General features: G+C 33.7%; 19 protein-coding genes. 4 read left to right on the top strand and 15 right to left on the bottom strand.

All coding sequences use genetic code 11. The annotated features are described in order from the left end of the window. Nucleotide 1: 1 nt before the first annotated feature. From BLQ93_RS06855 to BLQ93_RS06840, 4 genes are read left to right on the top strand one after another with little or no spacing between them, the layout of a single operon-like run. Nucleotides 2-2,134: a vitamin B12-dependent ribonucleotide reductase gene (locus BLQ93_RS06855; protein ID WP_025391213.1), complete on the top strand. Its 2,133-nt coding sequence runs from the start codon at nucleotides 2-4 to the stop codon at nucleotides 2,132-2,134. Next, nucleotides 2,134-3,351, top strand: a complete 1,218-nt coding sequence (gene tyrS, locus BLQ93_RS06850; RefSeq protein ID WP_025391214.1) for a tyrosine--tRNA ligase — start codon at nucleotides 2,134-2,136, stop codon at nucleotides 3,349-3,351. Before BLQ93_RS06855 ends, tyrS begins: the two co-directional genes overlap by 1 nt. A gap of 8 nt (nucleotides 3,352-3,359) precedes the next feature. Continuing rightward, nucleotides 3,360-4,115 carry a type III pantothenate kinase gene (locus BLQ93_RS06845; protein WP_092129167.1) on the top strand — a complete coding sequence of 252 codons (756 nt, stop codon included), beginning with the start codon at nucleotides 3,360-3,362 and terminating at the stop codon, nucleotides 4,113-4,115. Then, a complete protein-coding gene (locus tag BLQ93_RS06840; RefSeq protein ID WP_245670453.1) occupies nucleotides 4,108-5,079 on the top strand; it encodes an NAD(P)H-dependent glycerol-3-phosphate dehydrogenase in 972 nt (323 codons plus the stop codon). Before BLQ93_RS06845 ends, BLQ93_RS06840 begins: the two co-directional genes overlap by 8 nt. Nucleotides 5,080-5,180: 101 nt before the next feature. On the opposite strand, the gene BLQ93_RS06835 is transcribed toward BLQ93_RS06840, so the two are convergent. From BLQ93_RS06835 to BLQ93_RS06765, 15 genes are all read right to left on the bottom strand, one after another. Beyond that, complete coding sequence (locus BLQ93_RS06835; protein WP_092129163.1) at nucleotides 5,181-6,299, bottom strand: glycerate kinase family protein; 1,119 nt, start codon at nucleotides 6,297-6,299, stop codon at nucleotides 5,181-5,183. An 8-nt stretch (nucleotides 6,300-6,307) separates the two neighbouring features. After that, a complete protein-coding gene (locus BLQ93_RS06830; protein ID WP_092129161.1) occupies nucleotides 6,308-7,954 on the bottom strand; it encodes a methyl-accepting chemotaxis protein in 1,647 nt (548 codons plus the stop codon). Nucleotides 7,955-8,025: 71 nt separating this feature from the next. Continuing rightward, nucleotides 8,026-8,478, bottom strand: a complete 453-nt coding sequence (locus BLQ93_RS06825; RefSeq protein ID WP_092129159.1) for a TIGR00725 family protein — start codon at nucleotides 8,476-8,478, stop codon at nucleotides 8,026-8,028. Further along, on the bottom strand, nucleotides 8,438-11,284 hold the full coding sequence (gene uvrA, locus BLQ93_RS06820) for an excinuclease ABC subunit UvrA (protein ID WP_092129157.1): 2,847 nt from the start codon (nucleotides 11,282-11,284) through the stop codon (nucleotides 8,438-8,440). The genes BLQ93_RS06825 and uvrA overlap by 41 nt, the downstream gene beginning before the upstream one ends. Before the next feature lie 91 nt (nucleotides 11,285-11,375). After that, the gene (gene dnaB / locus BLQ93_RS06815; RefSeq protein ID WP_092129155.1) at nucleotides 11,376-12,803 is read right to left on the bottom strand and encodes a replicative DNA helicase; all 1,428 of its coding nucleotides are present in this window, start codon (nucleotides 12,801-12,803) and stop codon (nucleotides 11,376-11,378) included. Next, nucleotides 12,793-13,245, bottom strand: coding sequence for a 50S ribosomal protein L9 (gene rplI, locus BLQ93_RS06810; protein WP_092129153.1), 453 nt, complete (start codon nucleotides 13,243-13,245; stop codon nucleotides 12,793-12,795). The genes dnaB and rplI overlap by 11 nt, the downstream gene beginning before the upstream one ends. Before the next feature lie 28 nt (nucleotides 13,246-13,273). Continuing rightward, nucleotides 13,274-13,540: a 30S ribosomal protein S18 gene (rpsR, locus tag BLQ93_RS06805; protein ID WP_092129151.1), complete on the bottom strand. Its 267-nt coding sequence runs from the start codon at nucleotides 13,538-13,540 to the stop codon at nucleotides 13,274-13,276. 23 nt (nucleotides 13,541-13,563) lie between these two features. Then, a complete protein-coding gene (locus tag BLQ93_RS06800; RefSeq protein WP_092129149.1) occupies nucleotides 13,564-13,956 on the bottom strand; it encodes a single-stranded DNA-binding protein in 393 nt (130 codons plus the stop codon). 8 nt (nucleotides 13,957-13,964) lie between these two features. Further along, entirely contained in the window at nucleotides 13,965-14,327 is a 363-nt protein-coding gene (gene rpsF, locus BLQ93_RS06795; protein WP_092129147.1) for a 30S ribosomal protein S6, read from the bottom strand. Nucleotides 14,328-14,431: 104 nt separating this feature from the next. Further along, on the bottom strand, nucleotides 14,432-15,091 hold the full coding sequence (hypB, locus tag BLQ93_RS06790; protein ID WP_092129145.1) for a hydrogenase nickel incorporation protein HypB: 660 nt from the start codon (nucleotides 15,089-15,091) through the stop codon (nucleotides 14,432-14,434). Next, complete coding sequence (locus tag BLQ93_RS06785) at nucleotides 15,091-15,441, bottom strand: hydrogenase maturation nickel metallochaperone HypA/HybF (RefSeq protein ID WP_025391226.1); 351 nt, start codon at nucleotides 15,439-15,441, stop codon at nucleotides 15,091-15,093. The genes hypB and BLQ93_RS06785 overlap by 1 nt, the downstream gene beginning before the upstream one ends. Beyond that, the gene (locus tag BLQ93_RS06780) at nucleotides 15,434-15,913 is read right to left on the bottom strand and encodes a HyaD/HybD family hydrogenase maturation endopeptidase (RefSeq protein ID WP_025391227.1); all 480 of its coding nucleotides are present in this window, start codon (nucleotides 15,911-15,913) and stop codon (nucleotides 15,434-15,436) included. The genes BLQ93_RS06785 and BLQ93_RS06780 overlap by 8 nt, the downstream gene beginning before the upstream one ends. Beyond that, nucleotides 15,910-16,593, bottom strand: a complete 684-nt coding sequence (gene cybH, locus BLQ93_RS06775) for a Ni/Fe-hydrogenase, b-type cytochrome subunit (RefSeq protein WP_092129143.1) — start codon at nucleotides 16,591-16,593, stop codon at nucleotides 15,910-15,912. The genes BLQ93_RS06780 and cybH overlap by 4 nt, the downstream gene beginning before the upstream one ends. Before the next feature lies 1 nt (nucleotide 16,594). Next, a complete protein-coding gene (locus BLQ93_RS06770; protein WP_092129141.1) occupies nucleotides 16,595-18,307 on the bottom strand; it encodes a nickel-dependent hydrogenase large subunit in 1,713 nt (570 codons plus the stop codon). A gap of 17 nt (nucleotides 18,308-18,324) precedes the next feature. Beyond that, entirely contained in the window at nucleotides 18,325-19,542 is a 1,218-nt protein-coding gene (locus tag BLQ93_RS06765; protein ID WP_092129139.1) for a hydrogenase small subunit, read from the bottom strand. Between the last annotated feature and the right edge of the window lie 149 nt (nucleotides 19,543-19,691).

The raw sequence follows: 19,691 nt of genomic DNA, 5'->3' as shown, positions 1-19,691 counted from the left end.
TATGGGTTTTAGTGAAAATGCTATAACAGTATTAAAGTCTCGATACCTTAAAAAAAATGAACGTGGTGAGATTATAGAAACGCCAGATGAGATGTTAAAACGTGTGAGCAAACACATAGCGCAGCTAGAAAAAGATTTTGATTATTGGTTTGAGAAATTTTATGATTTAATGGCTTCACTTAAATTTTTACCAAATACACCTACTTTGATAAATGCAGGTAACCCACTAGGTCAGTTGTCAGCTTGTTTCGTGTTGCCTGTCGGTGACTCTATGGAAGAGATATTTGAAGCTGTAAAACAAACTGCTATTATACACAAAACTGGTGGTGGAACAGGCTTTTCTTTTAGTAGGCTAAGACCAAAAGGTGAGGTGGTCCAATCTACAAAAGGTGTAGCATCTGGTCCTGTATCATTTATGAAAGTATTTGATTGTGCTACAGAATCTGTTAAGCAAGGTGGCGTAAGACGCGGTGCAAATATGGGAATTTTAAGGGTTGATCATCCAGATATCTTAGAGTTTATACACTGCAAAGAACAGGAAAATGCCATAACGAACTTTAATATAAGCGTTGCTATAACTGACGACTTCTTAGAAAAACTTAAAAATGATGAAGAATATGAACTAATAAATCCACATACAAAAAAGGTAGCAAATAAACTTAAAGCTTCATTTGTATGGGATGAGATTGCAAATAATGCATGGAAAAATGGAGAGCCAGGTCTTGTTTTTATTGACAGAATAAACAAACTTCACACTTTAAAAGGTGTCGAAATTGAAGCAACAAATCCTTGCGGAGAACAGCCTCTTTTGCCTTATGAATCTTGCAATTTAGGATCTATCAATTTATCAAAATTTGTTAAAAATAGTTCAATTGACTGGGAAGATTTAAAAGAATGTGTTCACACTGCAGTACGTTTTTTGGATAATGTAATTGATGTTAATAGCTATCCGATTGAACAGATAAAAACAGAAACGCTAAAAAACAGAAAAATAGGTCTTGGCATAATGGGATTTGCAGATATGCTTGTAGATTTAAATATAGCATACAATAGCAAAGAAGGTGTTAAATTAGCAAGTGATGTTATGAGTTTTATACAAAAAGAAAGTCACATAGCATCAAGTAATTTAGCAAATGAGCGGGGCTGTTTTCCAGCTTATGAAAATAGTATTTTCAAAGATCAAAATATACCAATGCGCAATGCCACAACAACAACTATCGCTCCAACTGGTACAATATCTATGATAGCTGATTGTTCATCAGGTATTGAACCATACTTTACGCTGGCCTATTACAAACAGGTTCTTGATGGCAAAAAACTTAAGTATGTAAATGAAAGACTGCTTGATAGACTGCAATCAAGCGGTATTAATGTGGATGATTTTTTAGAAGAACTTATTGCAAATGGTGGAAGACTAAAAGGCCTAGGCTTGCCAAAGTCTATTGAAGATTTAAGCAAGATTTTTGTAACTTCAATGGATATGGACTACACTGCCCACATTGATATGCAAGCGGCTTTTCAAAACTACACAGACAATGCTGTATCAAAAACAATAAACATGCCAAATTCTGCCACTGTAGATGATGTTAAAAAAGCATATTTTTATGCTATAGAAAAAGGCTTAAAAGGCCTAACCGTATATAGAGACGGTTCAAGAAGTGTTCAGGTTTTGGTATCGGAATCCAAACAAGAAAAACTACAGGCTATTAAACGCGGACGTGTATTGCGTGGCTTTACAGAAAAACTCAAAACATCCCGAGGAAGCTTATATGTAACGGTAAATACCATGGGAGGCAAACCTGTGGAGGTTTTTGCTAATATTGGCAAATCAGGTGGCGATATATCGGCTTTATCTGAAGCAATTGGCAGACTTATTTCAATAGCTTTGCAAAACGGAGTAGATGTTGAAAAGATTGTAAATACGTTAATAAACATTACAGGCGCTCAGCCTATTTGGAATGAAGGCAGGCTTATTAAATCTGTACCAGATGCTATAGCACAGGTATTGAAGGATCATTTTTTAGACAAAAAGGTTGAAAAAAATTATGAAGAGTGTCCTGAGTGTGGTGGTGTGTTAGAAGAAGTAGAAGGATGCGCTGTGTGCAAAAACTGTGGGTATTCGAGGTGTAGTTAATGGATATTGAAAAGTTAGCTATTGAACAGTTCGAACAAATAAAAAGAGGAAGTATAGAAATAATAGAAGAAGAAGAGCTTAAAGAAAAAATAAAAGAATCACTTAAAACAGGAATACCGCTAAAGATTAAAGCAGGTTTTGATCCAACTGCAAAAGATTTGCATCTTGGCCACACTGTGCTCATACAAAAACTTAAGCATTTTCAAGATTTGGGTCATGAAGTTTACTTTTTAATTGGCGATTTTACTGCTACCATAGGAGATCCTACTGGTAAAACACAAACAAGGCCATCTTTAAGTAAAGAAGAAGTTGAAGAAAATGCTAAGACATATAAAGAGCAAGTGTTTAAGATTTTAGATAAAGATAAGACGAAAGTCGTTTATAATTCAACATGGTGTGAAAAGCTATCTGCCGCGGGCTTAATTGAGCTTGCAGGTCATATGAGTGTAGCAAGAATGCTTGAGAGAGATGATTTTGAGAAAAGGTACAAAAGTGGAAAACCCATATCAATAAAAGAATTTTTATACCCATTGATTCAAGGATATGATTCTGTTGCGCTAAAAGCTGATGTGGAGCTTGGCGGAAGCGATCAGAAATTTAACCTTTTGGTTGGTAGATTGTTACAGTCAAAATTTGGCCAAAGGCCTCAAAGCATCTTGATGATGCCTATACTTGAAGGTACAGATGGTAAAAACAAAATGAGCAAGTCTTTGGGTAACTATATAGGGTTAAACGAAAGCCCAATTGATATGTATGGCAAAATAATGTCTATATCGGATGAGCTTATGTTTAGATATTACGAGCTATTATCAGATAAATCTGTACAGGAAATTGAAAGCTTTAAAAAACAAATACAACAAGGTTCTTTAAACCCAAAATTTGTTAAAGAACAACTTGCTTTAGAAATAGTTGAAAGGTTTCATCCAGGTCAATCTCAAAAAGCAAAAAAGACATTTGATGCCCTAACACACAATGAAAGGCCCGATTTGCTTGAAGAGATAAATTTAAAAATTGATACGCAAACAATTTGGATATGTCACTTGATAAAAAATATAGGCTTTAGTGATTCTACATCCAAGGCAAAACGCTTAATTGAGCAAAAAGGCGTTTATATAAACGATAAAGTATTAGAAGATGTAGGATTGCAAATAAAAAAAGGTGAAAGTTTTGTATTGAAAGTTGGTAAAAAACAAATTGCAAAGGTAACAATTAAGTAGAGGCTTTTATGCTTTTGACTATCGATGTAGGAAACACAACAACAGGATTTGGCGTCTTTGAAGGAAAAACACTTATATATACATTTCGCATAAGCACAATAAACCGTACTGATGACGAAATAACAATACTGCTTTATGATTTGTTTAAGATTAATGGCCTCGATTTTAATATAGAAGGTGCAATCATTAGCTCAGTTGTGCCATATTTAACACAAAAAATCGTAAATGCAATTGAAAAAATATTCAAAGTAAAAACTAAAGAAGTAGGAGCAGGAATAAAAACTGGTGTAAAAATTCTTTACGATAACCCAAAAGAAGTAGGTGCAGATAGAATAGTGAATGCCCTTGCTGCCTATGAGAAGTGTTTGGGTGCTGCAATTGTTGTAGATTTTGGTACGGCTACAACATTTGATTGTGTTAGTGAAAAATGCGAGTACCTGGGCGGTGTGATAGCACCAGGTGTAAATATATCTATGGAATGCTTAAGGGAACACACGGCAAAATTACCAAAAATCAGTCTTGAAAAACCAATGCGAATTATTGGTAAAAATACCATAGAAAGTATGAGAAGCGGTATTTATTTTGGTTATATTGAAATGGTAGAAGGCATTATTGAAAGATTAAAGCTTGAGATGCAAAACCCCTCTGTTATTTTTACAGGAGGAGATGCTCAGTTTTTCATAAAAGAAATAAAACATGTTGATTATTTTGAGCCGAACTTAACATTTTACGGACTTTGGAGTATATATTACAAAAATGTATGAAATTTGTGTATATGGTGCTGGAAGCTGGGGTACTGCTATTGCTAACTTACTTGCAAAGAAAAATTTAAACGTTTGTTTGTGTGCTCGCGATGAAAAACTTATTGAAACAATGCAGGCAAGCTACCAAAATGACAAGTATTTAAAAGGTGTACATCTATCTCAAAATTTAGTTTTTGATACACCAAAAAACTCGTCTATTGGCATTTTTGCAGTACCGGTTAAGTATCTGCGAGGATTTATAAAACAATTTTCTATAAAAGTTGATTTGGCATTAAGTTTAAGCAAAGGTATTGAAGAAAAAACCTTTCTAACGCCTTCTGGTATATTGATTGAAACACTAGGTATTACAAAAGAACAATTTGCTGTATTATCTGGACCTAATTTTGCACTTGAGGTTGCATTAGAGTTGCCTACAGCATCCGTTGTAGCTTCATGTAATAAAAAATTAGCTAAAAAGTTTCAAAATATTTTTAATACGATGTATTTTAGAGTTTATACATCATCGGATTATATTGGCATAGAGTATTTAGGTGCGCTTAAAAATATCCTAGCAATTGCTTGTGGTATTAGTGACGGATTAAATTTAGGACAAAATGCCAGAGCCGCTTTGATTACTCGTGGTGTTGCAGAAATTACAAGAATTTTTAAATTTTTTGGTGGTAAAAATAAGACAATGCTTGGTCTTGCAGGCATTGGCGATATAATTTTAACAACAACGGGCAACTTAAGCCGAAATCGTATGCTTGGTTTAAAATTAGCCCAAGGTTTGCCTATTGACGAAATTTTAAGCCAATTAAAAGGTATTCCTGAAGGTTATAATACAGTGATGGCTGTATTTGAATTTTCTAAAAAGTATTCTATAGAAACACCTATAATAAATGAAATTTACAATATTATAGTAAACAAAAAAGACCCTTTTGAATCGATAACCGCATTAATGAGCAGACCACTTAAGTCAGAATAAGTCCGTCATTATGAGGAGCATTAAGCGAAGAATCCCACAAGTAGATCCTTCGGGCTTTGCGCCCTCAGGATGACTAACTTCGCTAGCGCTTAAGTATGATATTAATTTAATTTTTTTTCCTTCCATGCTAAAAGTTTTGCAATTTCAGAGGCGAAAGATTTTAACAGAACATTTGTATTTTCTATTGATTCTCTAATTGACAAAGGCTTGTTTGTTATACTTAAAGCAATGTCGATTGTATCTTTGTATGTGTCTCTATCTGATATGCTACCAGCCAATGCAATTGTTAAACCATTTTTATTTATACTTTTAAACCTTTTTGCTACACGGTATGGAGCCTTACCACTTGCGGTTTGTTTGTCGAGTGCACCTTCACCTGTTATTAGACAATCACAATTGGATGCTTTTTTGTTGAAATTTCCAAGGTCCATAAATAATTCGGCACCGGGTTTTATTTGAGCGTTTAAATAACAAGAAGCAAATCCGCCTATTCCACCTGCTGCTCCTGCACCTTCTATATTTGCAATATCAATATTAAAATATTTTTTTGTAAGATCATTGAAATGAGCCAGTGCATTGTCTAAAAATTCAACCATTTTAGAATCGGCTCCTTTTTGCGGTCCGAATACATAACTTGCCCCGTTTGTTCCAAGCAGTGGGTTTGTTACATCGCTTGCTATTGTTATTTTTGGAAAATTTATAGGGCTTTTAACAATGGTTTTTATATTTTTTAAAGATTCGCCACCTATCCAAGATGGATTTCCTTTTGAATCTAAAAATTTAAAATCGAGGGCTGTTAGCATTCCGATACCACCATCGACTGTAGCAGAACCACCAATACCAAGTATAATTTCTTGTGCACCTTCTTCAATAGCTTTTTTTATAAGCACACCTGTGCCAAAAGATGTAGTTTTTAGTGGATTTCTTTCTTCAGGCCTAATTAAAGCAATGCCACTTGCTTTTGCCATTTCAATTAGTGCGGTTTTACCAAACCATGCAATAGGTGCTTTAATTGGTCTCATTAAAGGGTCATATGTATCGTAATATTTTAAGTTTGCACCCATAGAAGCTGCTACATCTACACTTCCATCACCACCATCTGCTATGTAGCATTTTTCTACCAAAAGGCCAGATTTTAGAAGCTCTTCTGATACTGTATCGGTTGCTAGTACAGTAGATACTGCACCTTTAAACGCATTAATACTTACCAATATTTTCATATTTTCTCCTATATATTAAAACCTATTCTTAAAGCTCCCCAATGTTTGCCTTCAAATAATATTGGTACAGACAACCTATACATAATCTCACCTGTATCTCGTGGATAAATCTGAATATATACTGATTCTTCGCTTTTAGCTGATGCTAAGCTAATTGGATCATTTAAAAGTCTTTTTGATCTGTTATTTTTTAAATCAGTTTTATAGTCCCCCGTTAGGGGTTTATCATATTTTGAATTATGTGCTGCTAGATAACCATTATCATCTACAAGAACAACTGTAGAAAAATTAGGGTCTTTTGCTAAAAGTTCATCTTCAATTGGTTGTATATAATCTTTAATAAATTTTGTGAAACGCGTTTCATATTTTTGAGGTTTAGTGTTTGGTATAGGTATATAGTTTCTATCCCAAAGATCATTTGATGCAATAATGCCTTTTTTAACTGCATCATTAAATATCGATTCAATTTTTTCTTTACCAATTAGTGCAATTTCGTAAATTTTATCTAAATAATGTCCACTATTTACTTTCTGGAGCATTTTGAAACTATTTTCGGCTTTTTTTGCAAAATTAGCTGTATTTGAGCTAATTTGATCAACACTATTTGATGCATTTTTTAAGTGTTCAGTAATTATTTGCATCCTTTGATTAATATCGTTTATTAATTTTGATTGTTCTTCAACTGCACTGGCAATATTATTTATCATATTATTGGCTTGGTTAATGTGGTTAGTTACATCTAAGAAAGCATGTATACTTTGCTCCACTACTTTTTTATTTTGAATTACTAACTCACCAACTTGTTTATTAGCTTTAATAACCGTTTCTACGTCGCTTTGCACGGTTTTTACAAGGTTTGAAATTTCATTTGTTGCATTTAGTGTATTTTCAGATAGTTTTCTTATCTCATCTGCTACTACTGCAAAGCCCCTGCCATGCTCGCCAGCACGGGCTGCTTCAATTGCAGCATTTAAAGATAAAAGAGAAGTTTGATCAGCAATTTCATTTATTACGTCAATTATCTCGCTTATTTTTGAGGAAGATTCATTTAACTTGATAATATGTTCACGGTTCTTATTGATTTTAGCTGAAATATTTTCAGTTGTTTCTATAACACTTTTTGCATTTTTAGATGAAGTTTCTAAGACTTGATTAATTTTACCCATATAATCTACCATTGAAACGGTGTTTTGTGCAATATTTTTTACTGCCTCATTTGAATCATTCAAACCTGTTTCTATAATGGATAGTTCTTGAAAAATTGTTTTTACATCATTGCTTGTTTTTTGCGTATCAAAGCTTATTTTTGCAGCTGATATTGCAATATGGGTATCATTTGTAAATTTTTCGTTGAATATTTCTTTAAATTGAGTTTTAATGTTATTCAGTATTGTATTAAATTCAGAAAAAATATTGTTTAAACTTATTTTGGTTATTAAATCAATACGTTCTTTTTTAAAGAAATTATCTGAAAGCTTAGCTGACTCAGATTTTACTAATTTTAAAAACCTATATTTTGTTAATATTCCATTTATGATAAAAAAAATTACAGAGATTAAACCAAAAATCAAAAAAATTGAATTTTGATTAAAATAGTAAAATACAGCGCAAAGCAATATATATATGCTAACCAATCCTAAAAAAATTTTATCCATGTATATACCTCCTGCTCTAGTTTATAAACTAATTATATAAATATTATTAAATAAAGTCAACGCACTAAAAGTTAACTAAAAATGAATTTTTTAGCTAATTCTATAGCTTCCTGTGGGCTATTTGCAAACTTCATACCTTCTATGTTCCACGAACACTCAAGACCAATTACTGTTTTTTGCAGATTGAGTGCAGCAGAAATTTCATTTAATGTACCATAGCTTCCTTCAATAGCAATTAGGCAATCTGCGCTTTGTACTATACAAAAATTTCTAGCGTATCCCATACCAGATGCAATAGGAATTTTTATATATGGATTTGCATTTTTTTTGTCTTTGTCTGGTAAAATACCAACAGTTAAACCACCATGGTCAAATGCCCCTTTACTTGCAGCTTCCATTACACCGTCTAAACCGCCGCAAACCAGCACAAAATTATTTAAAGCTATAAGTTTTCCAACCTCATAGGCAATGGATTTTGCTTTTTCAGAAGCTTTTTGAGAGCCTATTACGCCTATTAGATACATTTGATTCCTCCAATTTTTCTTTTAAATATTTACCTGTAATTGATTTTGGGTTTTTTGCAATTTCGTATACAGTACCTTTAGCAACTACCTGTCCGCCTTTATCTCCACCACCTATACCCATGTCAATAATATAGTCTGCACATTTTAATATATCTAAATCATGTTCTATTATAATTACACTGTGACCACTATCTATAAGCCTATTTATTACATGCAATAGTTTTTTTATATCATCTGGATGAAGACCTCTAGAAGGCTCATCAAACAGGTATAGAGTTTTTTTGTTAGGAGGCGTTATTAGTTCTTTTGCTAATTTTATGCGCTGGGCTTCTCCTCCAGATAGTGTTGTTGCATTTTGGCCAAGTTTTATATAACCAAGTCCTATGTCTTTTAAAATTCCAAGTTTATTTTTAATTTTTGGTATGTTATCAAAAAACTCATAAGCTTCATCGATACTCATATTAAGCACATCAGCTATATTTTTATCTTTGTAGTAAACAGATAGTGTGGCATCATTGTATCTTTTTCCGCCGCAGGCTTCACATAATACATAAACATCAGGTAAAAATTGCATTTCAACTTTTATGTAACCTTCGCCTTTGCACTTTTCACATCTGCCGCCAGCTACATTAAAGCTAAAGCGAGAGGGGGTAAAACCTAAAATTTTTGCTTGTGTAACATTAGCGAATAATTCTCTGATATCTGTAAAAACAGATGTATAAGTAGCTGGATTTGAACGAGGTGTTCTGCCTATTGGTGATTGATTTATGGCAATGATGCGTTCAATTAGTTGAAAGTTTTCAATATCTCCAGAACTTTGAGAAGAATCAAAAAATTCATTATCTTTTGAATTAAAGTCTGTTTCTTGAAAAGCTTCTCTATTTAAGGTTTGGTGAATGTTAATTTTTTCTTTTAATTTTGGCAAAAGGAAATCAAAAATTAAACTTGACTTGCCGCTTCCAGAAACACCACTTATTCCAACTAAACATCCAAGCGGTATATCAACGTTTAAATTTTTAATATTGTGAACATTAACATTTTTTAATTTAAGAAAATCTTTAAAATTTCTTTTTGGCGGTACTTCAATTTTTAGTTTTCCAGATAAATATTTACCTGTTAGAGAATTTTCGTTTGTTAGTATTTGATCTAGTGAGCCTTCAGCGCATATTTCTCCTCCAAATTTGCCACTCTTTGGCCCTATATCTATGATATAATCACTGTTTTTTATTAAAAACTCATTGTGTTCTACCATTAAAATTGTATTTCCTAAATCACGCAATTCTTTCAAAATTTTTATAAGTTTTTCTGTTTCTGAAGGGTGCAAACCAATTGATGGTTCATCCAGGCAATAAGTTACACCGCTTAAAGATGTACCTATCTGTGTTGCAAGTTTAACCCTTTGAGCTTCTCCACCAGATAACGTAGCCGTGCTTCTTGAAAGCGATAAATAATCTAAATTCAAATCCACAAGAAACTGCAATCTTTTTATAATTTCATTAAGTGGGTTTTTTGCAATTTGTTTTTGTGTTGGATCTAGCTTTTTTTCTAAATTTTTAAAGAAATCCAATGTTTCATCAATGCGAAGGTTTGTAACTTCTATAATATTTTTACCTTCTATTTTGGCTGATAGGCTTTCTTTGTTTAACCTAAAGCCGTTGCAATCTGGGCACACAACACTTTTATGCAAAAAAGCGTTTTGAGTTGCAAATATTGGATCTGATTCAAAAAAACGCTCTACCATAGATATGATTCCATCAAAATCGCCACTTCCAAAATAAACAACATCTTTTTGCTGAGTTGTAAGGTCTTTAAAAGGCATATAAACATCTATGCCAAGAGAAATGCATTTTTGTATTATATAATTTTGAGCCTTAGCGTATCTTGGTTTAGAAAATGGAATTATAGCGCCTTCTTTTATGGATAAATTTTCATTTATCAAAGCACAAGTGCGTAGTTTATTTACAAAACCTAGGCCATTGCAAACCGGGCATGCGCCAAGTGGAGAGTTAAATGAAAAACTTTGAGCATTTTTTGGTGAATAATTGATATTGCAAACCGGACAGCTAAATTCAGTTGAAAATACTTCAATTGCATTTGTTTGTATATCTTTTACATACACAGTTTTAGAATTTTTAAGTGCAAGTTCTATAGATTGCTGAACGCGCTCTTTTGAGTCTTCATTTACAACAATTCTATCTACAACTAAGAATATTGTGTGTTTTTTATTTTTGTCTAACTTTGGGGGATCATCAAGCGTATATTCTATATCATCAGCAATAATTCTTACAAAACCCTGTTTTGCAAGAAGGTTAAATTCTTGACTAAATTCACCTTTTTTATTTATAGCTATTGGTCGCATTATAAGTATCTTTTTTCCTTTTAATTGGGATATTTTGTTGATAATGGCCTGAGGGGTTTGCTGTTCAATTTTGCGACCACAATTATAGCAATAATACTGAGCAAGATTTGCCCATATAAGCCTCATGTAATCGTATATTTCTGTTGTTGTACCAACAGTGGAGCGGCTATTTGATGAAAGTTTTTGATCTATGCTAATAGATGGCGATAAGCCAGTTATGTAGTCAACATCACTTTTTTCTAGCTTTTCTAAAAATTGACGTGTATAAGCGGATAGCGACTCTATGTATCTGCGCTGGCCTTCTGCGTAGACTATATCAAAAACAATTGTTGATTTTCCAGAGCCAGATGGACCAACAAAACTTACAATTTTAAATTTAGGAATTTTAATATCAATATTTTTTAAATTATGTTGTCTTGCACCTTTGATAAATATATGATCTTGCATAGGAATCCTGTTTGTCATTCTGAGAGCAACGCTCGAGATCCTTAGCTAGCGCTTCAGGATGATTTACTTCGCTTGCGCTCAGGATGATGACTTAAAATTCTTCAACTTCGTTTACATTGTTGTAAAATGTATCTACAGTTTGTTCATCGCTCATATTTTTAAATGTAGTTGTATTTTTATGGAAAAGCAAATTTACCGTACCTGTTGGTCCATTTCTATGTTTTGCAATATGTATTTCAGCTGGTGTAGTTTGTGGTTCATCTGATTGATTTTTTTTGTTATTTGCATCATTTTTTTTATGATATACATCATCCCTGTATATAAACATGACAATATCCGCATCCTGCTCAATAGAACCCGATTCTCTCAAATCAGACATCATTGGACGTTTGTTATCTCTTTGTTCTACGCTTCTGTTTAGCTGTGATAATGCAAGAATAGGAATATTTAGCTCTTTTGCTAATATTTTTAGAGATCTTGATATTTCTGATACTTCTTGAGCACGATTTTCTCTTTTTAGTCCTTCAATAAGTTGAAGGTAATCTATAATTAGAAAATCAATATTACGCTCTATTTTTAGTTTTCTAGCTTTTGTTCTAATATCGAGGCTTGTTATTAGTGAAGAATCATCTATATATATACGCAAATTACGTGCTTCGTCTATTGTTTGTACAAGTAAATTCCATTCGCTTGCGCTTAGTCTGCCAGATTTTATTTTATGAAATTCTATATTGCTCATTGAAGATAAAATTCTCATAGCAATTTGCCTGTAGGTCATCTCTAAACTAAAGATGCCAACCGAAATATTGTTTTTTTGTGCCATATTAAGAGCAATATTAACGGCAAAAGCAGTCTTTCCCATACTTGGTCTTGCAGCAAGAATTATTAGGTCACCTCTTTGAAAACCATTTAGCATTCTATCTATGTCAATAAAACCTGTTGGTAGGCCAGTAACTTCAGCATTTCTTTGTTTTAAATTTTGTATTAATTCTTTTATTTCATCACCTATATCATTTAGAGATTTGTAGCTTTCTGTCTTTTTTGTTGAAATATTAAATATCTTTTTTTCTGCAAAATTTAATATTTCTTCTGTATCTAATGCATCTGAATAGGCAACATCAGCAATTTCTTGAGAAGCAAAAATCAATTCCCTTAAAACACTTTTTTGGTAAATAATTTTTGCATAGTGTGTTATATTGGAAATATTTGGAAGATAGTCTGTAATTTCAATCAAGTAATCCATACCACCGATTGTATCTAGTTGTTTGCCTAAATGGTTGGCAACAATTATATGATCAAAACTTATACCCTGTGAATACAAGACTAGCATTGTCTGAAAGATTAACGCGTTTCTTTTATCGTAAAAATGTTTATCAGTTATATATTCTAATGCTTGACCAATTTTAGAGTTATCTAAAAATAAGGCAGAAAGCAAAGCTTTTTCTGCCTCATATGCATTTGGTAATTCAATAGAAGTAGACGAGCTTGTAGCAGGTTTTAATGGTGTATTAATTTTCATCTAAACTACGTACAATAACTTTTATATTAGCTTTTATATCTCTATAAAGAGCTATTGTTACTTCGTATTCTCCTATTTGTTTGATCGGATCCTCAAGCCTTATGCTTTTTTTATCAATATCTATTTGTTTTTCTTTTAATGCTGTGTAGATATCGTTTGTCCCAATTGAACCAAACAACTTGCCACCTTCACCTGCCTTTGCTTTTAACTCAATAGTTAAACCATCAAGCTGCTCTTTTTTTGCTTGTTCTAATTGTAGTCTTTTTTGTGCCCTTTTTATTATACTGTTTCTTTTTTCTTCTATTAGTTTTACATTTTCTTTTGTAGCTTTTAGAGCTAGTTTTCTTGGAAATAAAAAATTGCGTGCATAACCATCTTTAACGTCTAAAACATCACCTGCCAATCCTAAATTTTCTATATCTTCAAGTAAAACAACCCTCATATACATATCCCCTTTTTTTAAACTAAAATCAGCTTTTCAGCTTTGTATTAATGGTAAATGGTAACAATGCCATGATCCTTGCGCGCTTTATGCTTGTGCTGAGTTTTCTTTGATGTTTTGCACACACACCACTAGCTTTTCTTGAGACAATTTTGTATCTTTCTGTAATAAATCTAGATAATACATCAGTATTTTTATAATCAATTTCATCAATATTATTGATACAAAAGTAACAAACCTTTTTCTTTGAAAATTTAAATACTTTTTTTCTTTTGTTTTTATCGTTGTTTTCCATTTTTACTCCTTTGTTTTTTAATTTTAAAATGGTACATCTTCATCGTCTTCAGGCAATTTAATGTCATCCTTTATATTGTTGTTTGCGCCACCAATAAATTGGAAAGCATTTAAAACAACTTCATGTTTTGAACGTTTGTTGCCGTCTTTGTCTTCCCATGTACGCAACCTTAAGCGCCCTTCAACAAATAATGGCGTGCCTTTTTTGCAGTATTGGGCTATTGTTTCTGCTTGTTTGCCAAAAGCAATAATATCTACAAATAATGTTTCAGTTTTTCTATTGCCATCAGCATCTTTTCCTACATTAGAGTTAACTGCAAGTCCAAATGTTGCAACGCCAACATTTGAGGGTGTATAGCGCAATTCTGGATCTCTGGTAAGGTTACCCATAAGAAAAATTCTATTTAAGTTTGACACTTTCGCTCCTAAGATTGTGCATTTTGCTCTTGATTTTCTTGCACTGTAGATACTTTTTGTTCACCCTGGGTTAAACGTGCTATATCTTTTTTTAACATTTTGACAGTCATCTGTCTTAAAACATCATCTTTTAGGGCAAGAAAGCTTTCAATTTGCTTTGGGACAGTTGTATTTGCTTCATAAAAAAGATTTACATAAATACCTTGCCTATATTTTTTAATTGGATAGGCGAGCTGTTTTTTGCCCCAAATGGCGCTTTTTAATACTTTACCACCACTGCCTTCAATCCTTGACACTACATCTGAGAGTATAGTATCAAATTCTTCATCTGTAACATTTGGTTGAACAATGTAGAGAAAATCGTAGTACATTAAACCTCCTTTTGGACTTTTGGCTATCTTGTTTACAAGATAGCAAGGATATACACAACAATAATTGTATCAAATTCTTTAAAAAAATCAAAATATTATATATTTTATTGGTGTTTTAATAATTCTATGTTTTTTTTGATCCAATTTATAAATTCACTTAAGCTTTCATTTTTTATGGCGCTTATTTTAAATATTATAGCATTTGGGTTTAATTCTTTTATCTCATTTTCTACTTTTTCTACGTTAAAATTTACAAATTGGGCTATATCCATTTTGTTAATCAACACAACATCTGCTATATTAAACATTGTAGGGTATTTTTTTACCTTATCATCACCTTCGGGTGTACTTATTAATACAGCATTTTTGTGCGTACCTAAGTAAAAACTTGCAGGGCAGACTAAGTTTCCTACATTTTCTATTATTAATAGGTCCAGATCAAGTGATATATCGTTAAGTGCTTTTTGAACCATCGAAGAATCTAAATGGCATGTGCCAGATGTGTTTATTTGAACAGCTTCTATACCAAGTGCTGCGATACGCTGTGCATCCCTTTGTGTATCTAAATCACCATCAATTGCTGCAATTTTATACTCGGGCTTTAGTGCTTCTACTATGCGTTCAATAAGTGTTGTTTTACCAGCACCTGGTGAGCTCATTACATTTAAACTAAAAATATGATTTTTATCTAGTAGGTTTCTAATGCTATTTGCGATGTCATCGTTTTTTTCAAGTATCTTTTTTTCAACAACGATCCTTTTCACTATTGTCCCTCCACATCAACAATTTCTAATTCTTTGCCATTTATTATTGCAAGTGGCATTTGACAATCTGGACAAATCATAACCAGATCATCTGTATTATCAAATTCAAAAGTTTTACCACAAATACTACACCTTGCTTTTACATTTACATAGATTATATTAAGTTTTGTGTCTTTGATAAAATCTTCTTCTTTTTGTATTGCTTCAAATGCAAAAAGAAGGGCGTCAACTACAACGCCCGAAATTGCACCAATTTTAAGGGTAGCGGAAGTTATGCTCAATAGCCCATTTTGGTCTTTTATGTCGCGTAAAACTTCCACGACAGATTGGGCTATTGCCCCCTCATGCATAACTTCCACCAAATTCTTTTATTTGTTCTAACACTAACTTTTCAACGGAAGGCATTTTTTCTTCCATTAAAGGCGTTAGCTTAGTAGTTAAGTTATTTGGACATACCGATAGTGGTTCAATTCCAATTACTATTGTCTCTTTTTCTAAGCCCATTAACCTTACGTGTCCTAAAATGTCTCCCAGGCCAATTTCATGAATAGATGATACAAATGTAATATTTGGAGGAAGCTCTTTTACATTGAATTTATATATACTGCCTGGCGTATCATTTGCTCTTATTGCATCTATAAAAATAAGTTTATCATTTTCTAAAAAATGCTCAATAAGGAGGAACCCAATGGTTCCCCCATCAAAAATTTTGACGTTTTCACTGAATGTATATTTTGATTTCAATTTATTAACAAAATGAACGCCAAAGCCTTCATCGCCAAGCAATGTATTACCTAAGCCAATGACTGCAATAGAGTTCATTCTTTTTCTGCCTCGTATCCAGAAATCATAGATGATACTGTGCCTTTTTTATCTCCTACATCATGCGCTAATATCATATACACATGACCTATAAAAAATACTATAAAAAACCATGTAAGTAATCTGTGCAAATCATACACATGCGCATAGCCGCCCATTAGGCTTACAAACCAGTACAGTACTGTTTGCATAAAAGACATACCGCGAATGGAGTTTTGACCCATTGTAAACATTACAAGGCCAGATATAACCTGAAAGATACAAGCTATTATAAATAAAAAGTAAAATAGCGATTGAAGCGGATTGTACTTACTCTTAATCGGGACACCATATGGTTTGAATGTAATGTAATACGAAAGTACAGTTTTCCATTCTTTAATGTTAAACCACTCAAATAATAAACTTTTCCAGTCTGCATCGTATCTTGAAAGGAAAGCATAATATAGTCTCATAATAATAGCAAACATAAAGATAAAGCCAAAGGTAAAGTGAATAAACCTTACATCTGCCATAGCAAAGGTATTGTATGCTTCTCTTGTGCCTGGTGAGTAGATAAACCAGAAGGGATCTGCTATATAAAAACCAGTGAAAGTTAACACTGCTATACATATAAATGTTGTCCAATGAATGAGTCTTCGTGCAACTGTCCACCTATAGTGCATTTTGACTTGACTATCCATATTACACCTCGACTTTAAATTCACGCAATTTACCACTATCTGTATCAATTAAATGCACAGCACACGCCAAACACGGGTCAAATGAATGAATGGTACGGATAATTTCTAGTGGTTCGTCTGGATTTGGTACTGGCAAACCGGTTAATGAAGCTTCGTAAGCCCCTTTTTGTCCAATTTCGTCTCTTGGAGAAGCATTCCATGTAGAAGGCACAACTACCTGATAGTGTTTAATTGTTTTGCCTTTTATTGTTACAAAATGACCTAAAGAGCCCCTTGGTGCTTCAACAAGCGCAACGCATGCATTTGTCTCTTCTTTTGGAAATTCAAAGCGCGTCCATGTGCTTTCATCCCCTTGTTTTAGGTTTGCGACTAAATCTTTTATGAACATATAAGCGCCATCACAAATATAGGCAGTTTCTAATGCTCTTGCTGCAGTTCTGCCTACTGTTGAATACATTTGTTCAAATTGTGCATTGTGCTTTTTTAAAAATTCATCCAAGCGTTTTCTCATGTCTTTGTGGTTTATAGCATATCCTACAACCCATCTGGCAAGCGGGCCTACTTCCATAACTTTTCTTTTGTATCTAGGGGCTTTTACCCATGAATACTTACCATCACCTTTAACTGTATTATCTGGGTTTAAGCCGGTATATTGAGGTATGGTTTCTTCAATTCCAGGATACAGTCCAACTCTGGGTCCTTCGTACCAGGAGTGGGCAACGGTTTCTGTTATTGATTTTTCATCCACTGTAGGTTCAAAAATATTTAAGTCGCCTTCGTAAACAACACCTTGAGGTAGATATCTGTATTTTGCTTCCCAATCGTTTGTTTCTGGAAAACCACCATAACTTAAGAAATTATAGTTTCCAATTCCCCAACCTTTCACAAACTCATCTTTGTAAAAATGCACAAGCATGTCAATATCAGGCAAATATGCGTTATGTATAAAGTTTTTAACACTATCAAGCTTAAACTGAAACTCCGCAAGCCTATTTGGGTCAAGCATATCCATTACACTTGATATACCGCCAATTACTAAGCTTTGTGGGTGAGGGTTTTTAGCACCATAAATGGCTTGCATTTGTGCCACGATAACCTGTATATGCAAAGCATCCAGATAATGACTTATCATTACAAGATCTGCTTCTGGAGGCATTTTATATAAAGGATTGCCAAGGTAAGCATTTGTAAATGGACCTAATTGTCCACTTGCTACAAATTTTTCCAGTTTGGCTTTGACTTCTCTGTAATGAGAAACAGAAGCATTATATGGTGTTTTTGAAAATTCATAGGCTAAATCTGCTGCCTTTTGAGGGTCGGCTTTTAATGCGCCAGCTACATCTGCCCAATCGAGACTATGCAAAGCATAAAAGTGTACTATGTGGTCGTGCATAAACTGAGTAGCATTAATTAAGTTCCTTATTAGCCTTGCATTTGTTGGTGGTCTTATGCCAAGGGCTACTTCTGTAGCCATAGTGTTGCCTTCATAGTGAGAGTATGTGCAAACACCGCATATACGCTGGGCAAGCAAGCCGCCATCCCTTATATCTCTGCCTTGCAAGATGGGTTCTATACCTCTCCATAATGTACCAGAGCTCCAAGCATCTACTACTTTGCCATTTTTTATATCAACTTCAATACGCAAATGCCCTTCAATACGTGTAATAGGATCAACTACTAAGTGTTGATTAACTTCTTTTTGTGCCTTAGCCATATTGCTCCCCCTCTTTGTTATTTATTTTCACCTGTATTGTTTTGATCATTTTTATTTTTTTCTTCTTCTTTCTTTTTCTTTTCAGCTTTTGCCTTAATTATTGAGCCAGCAGCATGTACGCCAACTGCACCGATTGTAATACCAGTTACGAGCTCTCCGATAGCATCGCTTGTAGCTTCTACACCGCCAAAAGCTGGTATTCTTATGCCTGCTTTATCATTTGGCTCTTCAAATGGTGCCATGGTGTCCCAAAAGTTTGGTTCTGAGCATCCAATACAGCCATGGCCTGCGCCCACTGGCCAGTTTGTGCCTTGGTTAAATCTATACCTTGGACAGTTGTTGTATGTAAGAGGTCCTTTACAACCCATTTTATACAGACACCAACCTTTTTTTGCGCCTTCATCGCCCCATTCTTGAACAAATTCACCTGCATCAAAGTGTGCCCTGCGCTCGCAATTGTCGTGAATCCTGCCACCGTATGCCCAAATTGGCCTATAGCTTAAATCAAGTGGTGGGACCCTATCAAACAATAAAATATGTACTAATGTTCCTATCATGTTTACAGCGTTTGGTGGGCAACCAGATACATTAACCACTTCACAACCCAATATATCATGAACGCCTTTTGCACCTGTTGGGTTTGGATATGCTGCCTGTACGCCTCCAAAAGACGAGCAGGTGCCAAAATTTACTATGTATTTTGCGTCTTTTGATATTCTTTTTAATCTATGAAGGCCAGTTTCTGCATTTGAGCCAATACGTAAATATATGCCATCGTCTTTTGTAGGTATACCCCCTTCTACTACCAATATATAATTGCCTTTGTACTTTGCTATTGCAGAATCCAAAGCTTCTTCAGCTCTTTTGCCTGAGGCCATCATTAATGTATCATGAAATGCGAGATTAACCGTATCAAAAATTACCTGTTCAATGCTTGGGTTTATAGTCCTTAAAAACGACTCAGTGCAGCCGGTGCACTCTGCAAAGTGCAGCCAGATTACTGTAGGTCTTGGAGCAATAGCTGCAACTGCTTTTGCAACGCGTGGTTCAAATATAGGTGGCAAGGTCAACGCAGCTGTAATCATAGATGTCCATTTCAAAAAATCCCTTCTTGTAAAACCTGCTTCTTTGAGATTGTTGTAGAATAGTTGTTCTTGTTCTTTAGAACAACTGTTTTTTAGCCGTTCATCTACTTCTGGCAATAGAGCTTGATAGTCAAGAGTGTCTTTTTTCATAGCCCCCCTCCTTTGTATATTTTGAATGCAATTTTAAGAATTAAAATTAGCTTTGTCAATAAAAAAATTAATTATTTTTAATTAAATCTTCTAATAATTGCAATTAAAAGAACCATACATTACATACTAAATTAAATAACATTATGATA

The organism is Desulfurella multipotens, from assembly GCF_900101285.1.
In the GTDB taxonomy this organism is placed as follows: Bacteria; Campylobacterota_A; Desulfurellia; order Desulfurellales; family Desulfurellaceae; genus Desulfurella; species Desulfurella acetivorans.
This window is presented reverse-complemented; position numbering and strand designations above follow the sequence as displayed.